Below are 11,025 nucleotides of genomic sequence, written 5' to 3' on the forward strand. Positions count from 1 at the left end.
TGATTTTTAGCCTTCAAAGAAGTCCAGTTCTTTACTGTCTTCCGAAAGCTCTACGATAGCTTTTTTTCGATCAGAACGGTACCCGCTATATTGGCCCATTCTCTTAAGTTTACCTTTAAGGTTGAGTGTGTTTACATTTACTACTTTAACGCCGAAGATAAGTTCCACTGCGTCTTTGATTTCTGTTTTGTTCGCTTTAGGATCTACTTCAAACGTATATTTCTTATCTACCATTAAATCAGCACTGTGTTCTGTAATGACAGGGCGCTTTATAATATCACGTGGATCTCTCATTATGCAAGCACCTCCCCTGCTTTTTCGACCGCTTCCTTCGTAATAACTAACTTGTCATACGTTATTAAATCGAGAACGTTCAATTCTTCTACAGCAAGTACTTTAACTGTTTGAAGGTTGTTTGCTGAACGTACGATTGTTTCTTCTTTATCAGCAGTCACAATTAATGCTTTGTCATCTACTTTTAATGCATCTAGTAAATTAATGACTTCTTTTGTTTTTGGTGTGTCGATTGCTAGTGACTCTAAAACAAAGATGCCTTCTTCTTTTACTTTAGAAGCTAAAGCGGATCTAAGAGCTAAACGACGAACTTTCTTTGGCAGCTTGTAGCTGTAGCTGCGTGGGGTAGGTCCGAATACTACGCCACCGCCAACCCACTGTGGTGAACGAATGGATCCTTGACGCGCACGCCCAGTTCCTTTTTGACGCCACGGTTTACGACCACCGCCACGTACTGCTGAACGGTTTTTAACAGCGTGTGTCCCCTGACGAACTGCCGCACGTTGCATTACAACTGCTTCGTGTAACACGTGTTCGTTAGGTTCGATGCCGAAAACCGCTTCGTTTAATTCTACTTCTCCTGCATTACTTCCGTCTTGTTTAAACAATGTAACTTTTGGCATGACAAATCCTCCCTTCTTCTAATAATTAATTTCCTTTTATTGAACTTGTTATTTTAACGTAAGATTTTTTCGCACCTGGAACATTTCCTTTAACAAGTAGCAGGTTTCTTTCTTCATCAACACTTACTACTTCAAGGTTTTGAATTGTCACTTGTTCGTGACCCATTTGTCCTGGCAACTTTTTGCCTTTGAATACTCTTGATGGGTCTGCTGCCATTGCCATTGCACCTGGGCCTCTATGGTAGCGGGAACCGTGACTCATTAGACCACGAGCTTGGTTGTGGCGCTTAATGTTACCTTGGAATCCTTTACCTTTAGAAGTTCCTGTTACATCAATTTTTTCTCCAGCTTCAAAAGTACCAACGCTAATTTCTTGACCTACTTCATAGTCATCGATATTAGCAGTACGGATTTCACGAACGTAGCGCTTAGGATTGGTACTCGCTTTTTCAGCATGACCTTTTTCCGCTTTACTCGCACGTGTTTCTTTCTTATCTGCAAAACCTAACTGAATGGCAGTATACCCGTCATTCTCTTCCGTTCTTTTTTGTAATACGACGTTTGGCTCAGCTTGAATCACTGTTACAGGGATTAGTTCACCAGCTTCAGAGAATAACTGAGTCATGCCGATTTTACGACCTAAGATTCCTTTCGTCATCCGTTACACCTCCTATAAAAACTTATATTTATAATTTAATTTCAATATCAACACCAGATGGCAGATCTAGTCTCATCAATGAGTCTACTGTTTTTGGTGTTGGATTCACAATGTCGATTAAACGCTTATGTGTGCGCATTTCAAATTGCTCACGAGCATCTTTGTATTTATGCACCGCACGTAATACAGTAAATACGTTTTTCTCTGTTGGTAATGGAATCGGTCCGGATACGTTTGCTCCAGAACGTTTTGCCGTTTCAACGATTTTTACTGCTGATTGATCTAAGACACGGTGATCATAAGCTTTCAAACGAATTCTGATTTTCTCTTTTGCCATTATTTTCCCTCCTTCGCCCATATTAATATAGACATTCTCCGTGAAAATTTCTCGAGCACAGCGCCATGGCAAAGCGGCCGGGTGTGCCAACAACCTTTCACTTCATCGCCGTTTTTTGGCCAACATTCACATTATACATATAAACGTCTGCCAAAGCAACCTTTTTTATCATTTGCGATTCGATTGCACATCTACATATTATACGCATGTTTTCGCTCGAATGCAAGACTTTATGAAGGTTTTTTGCAACTTTTTACGAGGAAAATGCATATTTTTTAAGATCACGAACATATAGTTGATAATAACGGTCCTTTTCAGAAAAATATGAACGGTTCGAAGCATTGGATAGTCACTTCTCTCCAGGCTTCGCAGCGTAATAGCGCAAGGCAGACTAAGAACGCCACGTCCTGTGGCAACGTCTGCATTAGCACGTCCTATCCGCCGAGGCTTGCCGGACGCCTGCAGAAAGCGAGAGGTATCGGGACTGCGGACACTGAAAAGGAATAAATTTTACTGATTTACCTAACAAAAAAACAGGCAACTGAGATTAGCTGCCTGTTTTTTGTATAGGTTTAGACTTATTTAGTGATTTCTGTAACTACACCAGAACCTACTGTACGTCCACCTTCACGGATAGAGAAACGAGTTCCGTCTTCGATCGCGATTGGTGAAATAAGTTCTACAGTCATTTCCACGTTGTCACCAGGCATTACCATTTCAACGCCTTCTGGTAGTTGAACAACGCCAGTTACGTCCGTCGTACGGAAGTAGAACTGTGGACGGTAGTTACCGAAGAATGGAGTATGACGTCCACCTTCTTCTTTTGATAGAACATAAACTTCAGCTTTGAAGTTTGTGTGTGGTGTGATTGATCCTGGCTTAGCAAGAACCTGACCACGGCTAATGTCTTCACGAGCTACCCCACGAAGCAATGCACCGATGTTGTCTCCTGCTTCTGCATAGTCAAGAAGCTTACGGAACATTTCAACACCTGTAACAGTTGTTTTACCAGGAGCTTCGTTAAGACCGATGATTTCAACTTCATCTCCGACTTTAACTTCTCCACGCTCAACACGTCCAGTAGCAACTGTACCACGACCTGTAATAGAGAATACGTCCTCTACAGGCATCATGAATGGTTTGTCAGTGTCACGTTCTGGAGTTGGAACATATTCGTCAACTGCGTTCATCAGTTCAACGATTTTTTCTTCGTACTCTGCAACACCTTCAAGTGCTTTAAGAGCAGAACCAGCGATAACTGGTACATCGTCACCTGGGAAGTCGTATTCAGTTAATAGATCACGAACTTCCATTTCTACTAATTCAAGTAACTCTTCATCGTCAACCATGTCAACTTTGTTTAGGAATACTACGAATGCTGGTACTCCAACGTTACGAGAAAGTAGAATGTGCTCACGAGTTTGTGGCATTGGGCCATCAGCGGCAGATACTACTAGAATAGCACCGTCCATTTGCGCAGCACCTGTGATCATGTTCTTAACGTAGTCTGCGTGTCCTGGGCAGTCAACGTGTGCGTAGTGACGAGTTTCAGTTTCGTACTCTACGTGAGAAGTAGCGATTGTAATACCACGTTCTCTTTCTTCTGGTGCGTTGTCAATTTGGTCGTAACCTCTTGCGTCACCATCACCATTTACTTTTGCCATTACTGTTGTAATTGCAGCAGTTAGAGTAGTTTTACCATGGTCAACGTGTCCAAGAGTTCCAACGTTAACGTGTTGTTTGGAGCGGTCGAATTTTTCTTTAGCCATTTTATAGTTCCTCCTTTAATTAAATAAAAGTAATTTTATTGTTTATTAACTTAAGAATAAAGATAAAATTTATTCTTTGTCCTCACTAATTGTTATACGTTAGTTCCGTAAAAAAATCAATTATTGTCCAGCGTTTTTCTCGATAATTTCTTCTGAGATGCTCTTCGGTACTTCTTCGTAATGATCGAATGTCATGGTATACGTACCGCGGCCTTGCGTGTTAGAACGCAGAGCGGTTGCGTAACCGAACATTTCAGAGAGTGGTACGTAGGATTTAACAAGCTGTGCGTTACCGCGAGCTTCCATTCCTTCAATACGTCCACGACGAGAAGTAACGTCACCCATGATATCTCCCATGTATTCTTCTGGGATAACAATTTCAACATACATCATAGGTTCAAGCAGAACTGGACTACATTTGTTCTTCGCTGCTCTTAATGCCATAGATGCTGCAATCTTAAACGCCATTTCGTTAGAGTCGACATCGTGATAGCTACCATCATATAGTGTTGCCTTCACATCGATTAACGGATATCCAGCTAATACACCAGTTTCAAGTGCTTCTTCGATACCTTGCTCAACAGATGGGATATACTCACGAGGAACAACCCCACCAACAATTGCGTCTTCGAATTCAAATCCAGCGCCTTCTTCATTCGGTTCAAACTTAACCCAAACGTGTCCGTATTGTCCACGGCCACCAGATTGACGAATGAATTTACCTTCCACTTCCGCAGCTGCACGGAATGTTTCACGGTAGGCAACTTGCGGAGCACCTACGTTAGCTTCTACTTTAAACTCACGCTTCAAGCGGTCAACAATAACGTCTAGGTGAAGTTCACCCATACCCGAGATGATTGTTTGACCAGTTTCCGTATTTGTTTCCGTCTTGAATGTCGGGTCTTCTTCAGCAAGTTTCGCTAGCGCTGTACCCATCTTATCTTGGTCTGCTTTCGTCTTCGGCTCGATTGCAACCGAGATTACCGGCTCAGGGAATTCCATAGACTCTAAGATAACAGGATTTTTTTCATCGCAAAGTGTATCTCCAGTTGCAGTGTCTTTTAGTCCGACTGCTGCAGCGATTTCTCCAGCGTAAGCAATAGAAATTTCTTCACGGGAGTTAGCGTGCATCTGAAGGATACGACCAACACGTTCGCGTTTGTCTTTCACTGTGTTTTTCACGTAGGAACCGGATTTTAGCGTTCCGGAGTAAACACGGAAGAATGTCAATTTACCTACGAACGGATCCGTCATTACTTTAAATGCCAATGCTGCGAATGGCGCATTGTCATCTGATTCACGTGTAACTTCTTCTTCTGATCCTGGGACGATACCTTCGATTGCAGCAACGTCTGTTGGAGCTGGAAGGTAGTCAAGCACACCATCTAGAAGTAATTGTACACCTTTGTTTTTGAAGGCAGAACCACAGAATACAGGGTAGAAATCTACAGATAGAGTAGCTTGACGAATTGCTTTTTTCAATTCACCTTCTGTGATCTCTTCACCTTCAAGATATTTCATCATTAGATCTTCGTCTGTTTCCGCAACTGCTTCGATTAACTCTGCACGAAGTTCTTCTGCTTGGTCTTTTAGCTCAGCAGGGATTTCAGATGCTTCATCAACTGTACCTAAATCGTCTTTGTAGAAGTGAGCTTCCATTGTGATTAGGTCAATGATTCCGTTAAAATCGTCCTCTGCTCCAATTGGCATTTGAACTGGATGCGCATTTGCACCTAAACGGTCTCTCAACGTTTTAGTAGCATATAAGAAATCAGCGCCAGTTTTATCCATCTTGTTAATGAATACCATTCTTGGTACGCCATATGTTGTAGCTTGGCGCCACACTTGTTCTGTTTGTGGTTCAACTCCAGATTGAGCATCAAGAACTGTAACTGCACCATCAAGAACTCTTAGCGAACGCTCAACTTCAACTGTGAAGTCCACGTGCCCTGGAGTATCAATAATATTGATTCGATGGTTTTTCCATTGAGCTGTTGTAGCAGCGGATGTGATTGTAATTCCACGTTCCTGTTCCTGCTCCATCCAGTCCATTTGTGACGCACCTTCGTGCGTTTCACCAAGTTTGTGAATACGTCCTGTATAGAAAAGAATACGCTCGGTTGTAGTGGTTTTACCAGCATCAATATGTGCCATAATCCCAATATTTCGCGTCTTTTCCAAGGAGAACTCTCTAGCCATGTATTCTTCTCCTTCCTATTAAGTGCTTTTATTAGTTTAATCTTACCAACGATAGTGAGCGAATGCTTTGTTCGCTTCTGCCATCTTGTGCATTTCTTCACGGCGTCTAACTGCTGCGCCCGTGTTATTAGAAGCATCGATTATTTCATTAGCAAGTCTATCTTCCATTGTTTTCTCACCGCGCAGACGGGAGTAATTTACAAGATAACGTAAACCTAAAGCTTGACGACGTTCTGGGCGAACTTCAATCGGTACTTGATAGTTAGATCCCCCAACACGGCGTGCACGCACTTCAAGTACAGGCATTACATTCTTCATCGCCTGTTCAAAAACTTCCATTGGATCTTGTCCTGTACGCTCTTGAACAAGGTTGAATGCTTTATAAAGAATCTTTTGTGCCTTACCTCTCTTCCCATCAACCATAATCTGGTTGATAAGGCGAGTAACTAATTTTGAACTATAAAGTGGATCTGGTAAGACATCGCGCTTAGGTACTGGTCCTTTACGTGGCATATGTCTACCTCCTTTCTTCTCTATCTGATTTCAGTTTCAATTAATTTTCTTTTGGCTTTTTCGCACCATACTTGGAGCGTCCTTGCATACGTCCTTCTACACCTGCAGTATCAAGTGCACCACGTACAACGTGATAACGTACCCCAGGTAAGTCTTTTACACGTCCACCGCGAAGTAAAACAACGCTGTGCTCTTGTAAGTTGTGGCCAATTCCAGGGATGTATGCAGTAACTTCCATGTTATTAGATAAACGAACACGCGCATATTTACGTAATGCTGAGTTCGGTTTTTTAGGAGTTAGTGTACCAACACGAGTACATACACCACGTTTTTGTGGAGAATTTAGTTTTGTGAACTGCTTTTTAAAGCTGTTGTATCCTACGTTAAGTGCAGGAGAGTCATACTTTTTAGGCTTGCTCACGCGACCTTTACGGATTAATTGGTTAATTGTAGGCATTCTATCGTTTCCTCCTTCCTCTTCATTTATGGATGATTATAACAAGCTATTTAGAAGTGAGATGTAACACCACACATCCAGGTGGTTCATTCTAAGGTAAAAAAGAATGATTGGCGGAAAACCCACCAAAACTCTTCTTTATTGCTATAGTCGAAACACCAACTTCTTTAACGTTTACTTCCTTCATCCTTAAAAGTAACAAGTGGAATCGGAAGCACCTTGAATATAGTAACATTGACGGTTTTCAATGTCAATATTTTTCTTGTTAATTTTCAGGTGCTTCCTATTTTTCACTTGATTGTCTTGACTTCATTTGTATTTATTGTACGGTCTCTTCCGTTTCTTCGTTACCTTCTGTTGCAGGCTGGTCTAACCCCGCTTCAATCGTACGGTATTGTTGCATTCCAGTACCTGCTGGGACAAGTTTCCCGATAATGACGTTCTCCTTCAGACCAAGGAGCTCATCACGTTTCCCTTTGATTGCAGCATCTGTAAGAACTCTTGTTGTTTCTTGGAAGGATGCCGCAGATAGGAAGGAATCTGTCTCAAGAGATGCTTTCGTAATTCCTAACAAGACCGGTTTTCCAATCGCAGGATTTCCATTGTTTAGAAGAACTGGTGCATTGATTTCCCTGAACTGATGTAACTCTAATAAAGATCCTGGTAAAGCGTCCGTATCTCCAGCATTAACTACACGGACTTTGCGGAGCATTTGACGCACCATTACTTCAACGTGTTTATCGCCGATTTCAACACCTTGCATTCGGTATACCCGTTGTACTTCACGCAATAGATAATCTTGAACACCTTCGACGCCTTTTACGCGCAGCAGTTCTTTCGGGTCAACCGATCCTTCTGTCAATTCTTGACCTACTTCTACTTGGTCACCTTCTGCAACTTTCATTCTTGCATTATATGGTACAGGGTAAGAGCGCTGCTCAACCGTACCTTGGATAACAATTTCATATTTGTCTTTTGTTTCTTTAATTTCCTGGACCGTACCGCCGATCTCTGTAATCGCGGCTTCCCCTTTCGGATTACGAGCTTCAAATAGCTCTTGAATACGTGGTAAACCTTGGGTGATATCATCTCCTGCAACACCGCCAGTGTGGAATGTACGCATTGTTAACTGTGTACCTGGTTCCCCAATGGACTGGGCTGCAATAATACCTACCGCTTCTCCAACTTCCACATCTGAACCTGTTGCAAGGTTACGTCCATAACACTTCTGACAAACACCATGCTTCGTATTACATGTAAACGCAGTACGAATGGTAACTTCTTTAATACCAGCATTGATGATCTCTTTCGCCTGGTCTTCGTTGATCATTTCGTTATGCCCTGCGATGATTGTTCCATTTTCCGGATGAACTACATCATTGAATGCTGTGCGGCCTACTAGGCGGTCAAATAATGGTTCAATTACTTCTGAGCCATCTTCTAAGGAAGTTACGACAAGGCCACGGTCTGTTCCACAATCTTCTTCACGGATAATAACATCTTGCGCAACGTCCACTAGACGTCTCGTCAAGTAACCAGAGTCGGCCGTCTTAAGCGCCGTATCCGCAAGTCCTTTACGGGCACCGTGTGTAGAAATAAAGTATTCAAGAACCGTTAACCCTTCACGGAAGCTGGATTTGATCGGGAGCTCGATAATCTTACCAGATGGGTCGGCCATGAGTCCACGCATTCCAGCAAGCTGTGTAAAGTTCGATGCGTTACCCCGTGCTCCAGAGTCACTCATCATGTAAATTGGGTTCCGGTTGTCGAGCGATTCCATCAGTTTCTCCTGGATGTAGTCCTTCGCCTGTGTCCAGATTGCAATAACACGATCGTAACGTTCTTCTTCCGTCACAAGACCACGACGGAATTGCTTAAGCACTTTATCGACTTTTTCTTGTGCTTCATCTAAGATTTTTTCTTTACCCGGCAAGACGACAATATCTGAGATACCCACCGTCATACCAGCCTTCGTTGAATACTTGAATCCTAAATCTTTCATGCGGTCAAGCATTTTGGATGTTTCAATAATCTTAAAGCGTTTAAAGACTTCTGCAATAATATCGCCAAGAAAGCCTTTCTTAAACGGCTTAACAATTTCACTGTTTTTAATTAGCTCTGTTACATCTGTTCCCGCTTCTACAAAGAACTTATCTGGCGTTTGCTGCTCCAAGTTCGTCCTTGTCGGCTCATTAATATACGGGAATGAGTCTGGTAGTATTTCATTAAAGATCAGTTTACCAACTGTTGTAAGTAATAGCTGGTTGTTCTGCTCTTCTGTAAATGTCTTATTGTTTAAGCTACCTGCTTGAACTGCAACCCTCGTATGCAAATGGACATTTCCATTATAGTAAGACATGAGTGCTTCATTCGCGTCTTTGAAAATACTTCCCTCACCGATTGCATCTTCACGTTCCAATGTTAAATAATAGTTTCCTAAAACCATATCCTGTGAAGGAGTAACAACCGGTTTACCATCTTTAGGGTTAAGAATATTTTGGGCTGCAAGCATGAGAAGACGAGCTTCCGCTTGAGCTTCTGCTGATAACGGCACGTGAACTGCCATTTGGTCACCGTCAAAGTCAGCGTTATAAGCTGTACATACGAGCGGGTGCAAGTGAATGGCCCGGCCATCTACGAGCGTTGGCTCGAAGGCTTGAATCCCTAAACGGTGCAGAGTAGGTGCACGGTTTAAAAGCACTGGATGTTCTTTAATAACATCTTCCAGTACATCCCATACATCCGGATGAACCCGTTCAATTTTACGTTTTGCAGATTTAATATTGTGCGCAAGCCCTCTATCAACCAATTCTTTCATAATGAATGGCTTGAAGAGTTCAAGTGCCATTTCTCTTGGAAGTCCACACTGGTACATTTTTAAACTCGGTCCAACTACGATAACCGAACGGCCAGAGTAATCTACCCGTTTTCCGAGCAAGTTTTGACGGAAACGACCTTGCTTCCCTTTCAACATATGAGAGAGGGATTTTAACGGTCTGTTTCCTGGACCAGTAACTGGGCGACCTCTACGTCCGTTATCAATTAAAGCATCTACCGCTTCTTGAAGCATACGTTTTTCGTTTTGCACAATAATGCCTGGTGCTCCAAGATCCAGCAATCTTTTCAGGCGGTTGTTTCTGTTAATTACTCGGCGGTACAGATCATTCAGGTCCGATGTTGCAAAGCGGCCACCATCAAGCTGTACCATTGGGCGGATTTCAGGTGGAATAACCGGCAGGACATCTAAAACCATCCAATCTGGTTCATTCCCGGAATTACGAAATGCTTCCATGACTTCAAGCCGTTTGATTGCTCTTGTTCTGCGCTGACCTTGAGCAGTCTTCAGCTCTTCACGTAATGCTTTTACTTCTTTTTCCAGATCAATATCCTGAAGAAGCTTACGAATCGCTTCAGCACCCATTTCAGCTCGGAAGGATTTTCCGTATTTATCGTAATACGCACGGTATTCTTTCTCGGATAATAGTTGTTTCTTCTCAAGTGGTGTGTTGCCCGAATCTGTGACAATATATGCAGCAAAGTAGATGACTTCTTCTAATGCTCGTGGTGACATATCAAGCACTAATCCCATCCGGCTTGGAATTCCTTTGAAATACCAAATGTGGGATACCGGTGCAGCAAGTTCAATATGTCCCATTCTTTCACGGCGTACTTTTGCTTTTGTCACTTCCACTCCACAACGGTCACAAACAACGCCTTTATATCTAACTCGCTTGTATTTCCCGCAGTGACATTCCCAGTCCTTTTGGGGACCGAAAATTCTTTCACAGAACAGGCCATCTTTTTCTGGTTTGAGCGTTCGATAATTAATTGTTTCTGGTTTCTTTACTTCTCCGAAAGACCATGAACGGATTTTCTCAGGGGAAGCTAAACCAATTTTCATATATTCAAACGTATTTACATCTAGCAAGGGGCAATCCTCCCTTATTTAGTGTGCTGTATTTATATAAGAGAAGGAGAATTGATAGCCCATTACCAATTCTCACTCCTGTTTAATTGTAGAAAGTTATAAAATTTAATTGCTGTACGTAACTAAATCCTTGAACAGCCACGTCCAGCTCTAGCGCCCAGCAACTATCAAACTTCACACTCTTCCAATCGATAAGTCAACATCGGCTCTCTACGTTCGCCGTGTTTCCTTTATCTCATTCCAGAGT

General features: G+C 42.4%; 9 protein-coding genes. All 9 read right to left on the reverse strand.

The genetic code is table 11. The features are described 5' to 3' along the window. Nucleotides 1-6: 6 nt before the first annotated feature. Complete coding sequence (gene rplW / locus L3V42_RS13680) at nucleotides 7-294, reverse strand: 50S ribosomal protein L23 (protein WP_235763001.1); 288 nt, start codon at nucleotides 292-294, stop codon at nucleotides 7-9. Continuing rightward, nucleotides 294-917 carry a 50S ribosomal protein L4 gene (gene rplD, locus L3V42_RS13685; protein ID WP_235763000.1) on the reverse strand — a complete coding sequence of 208 codons (624 nt, stop codon included), beginning with the start codon at nucleotides 915-917 and terminating at the stop codon, nucleotides 294-296. The genes rplW and rplD overlap by 1 nt, the downstream gene beginning before the upstream one ends. A gap of 25 nt (nucleotides 918-942) precedes the next feature. Next, nucleotides 943-1,575: a 50S ribosomal protein L3 gene (gene rplC / locus L3V42_RS13690; RefSeq protein WP_235762999.1), complete on the reverse strand. Its 633-nt coding sequence runs from the start codon at nucleotides 1,573-1,575 to the stop codon at nucleotides 943-945. 28 nt (nucleotides 1,576-1,603) lie between these two features. Continuing rightward, entirely contained in the window at nucleotides 1,604-1,912 is a 309-nt protein-coding gene (gene rpsJ, locus L3V42_RS13695; protein WP_235762998.1) for a 30S ribosomal protein S10, read from the reverse strand. 578 nt (nucleotides 1,913-2,490) lie between these two features. Beyond that, nucleotides 2,491-3,681, reverse strand: a complete 1,191-nt coding sequence (gene tuf, locus L3V42_RS13700) for an elongation factor Tu (RefSeq protein WP_235762997.1) — start codon at nucleotides 3,679-3,681, stop codon at nucleotides 2,491-2,493. A 120-nt stretch (nucleotides 3,682-3,801) separates the two neighbouring features. After that, a complete protein-coding gene (fusA, locus tag L3V42_RS13705) occupies nucleotides 3,802-5,880 on the reverse strand; it encodes an elongation factor G (protein ID WP_235762996.1) in 2,079 nt (692 codons plus the stop codon). A gap of 42 nt (nucleotides 5,881-5,922) precedes the next feature. Further along, on the reverse strand, nucleotides 5,923-6,393 hold the full coding sequence (gene rpsG / locus L3V42_RS13710; protein ID WP_235762995.1) for a 30S ribosomal protein S7: 471 nt from the start codon (nucleotides 6,391-6,393) through the stop codon (nucleotides 5,923-5,925). A 40-nt stretch (nucleotides 6,394-6,433) separates the two neighbouring features. Beyond that, nucleotides 6,434-6,850 (reverse strand): 30S ribosomal protein S12, encoded by a 417-nt coding sequence (gene rpsL, locus L3V42_RS13715; protein WP_156857276.1) that lies wholly within the window; start codon nucleotides 6,848-6,850, stop codon nucleotides 6,434-6,436. Nucleotides 6,851-7,169: 319 nt separating this feature from the next. Further along, the gene (gene rpoC, locus L3V42_RS13720; RefSeq protein ID WP_238472217.1) at nucleotides 7,170-10,778 is read right to left on the reverse strand and encodes a DNA-directed RNA polymerase subunit beta'; all 3,609 of its coding nucleotides are present in this window, start codon (nucleotides 10,776-10,778) and stop codon (nucleotides 7,170-7,172) included. Nucleotides 10,779-11,025 lie beyond the last annotated feature (247 nt).

Origin of the sequence: Oceanobacillus alkalisoli (assembly GCF_022213125.1) — a bacterium.
GTDB lineage: Bacteria > Bacillota > Bacilli > Bacillales > Amphibacillaceae > Oceanobacillus > Oceanobacillus alkalisoli.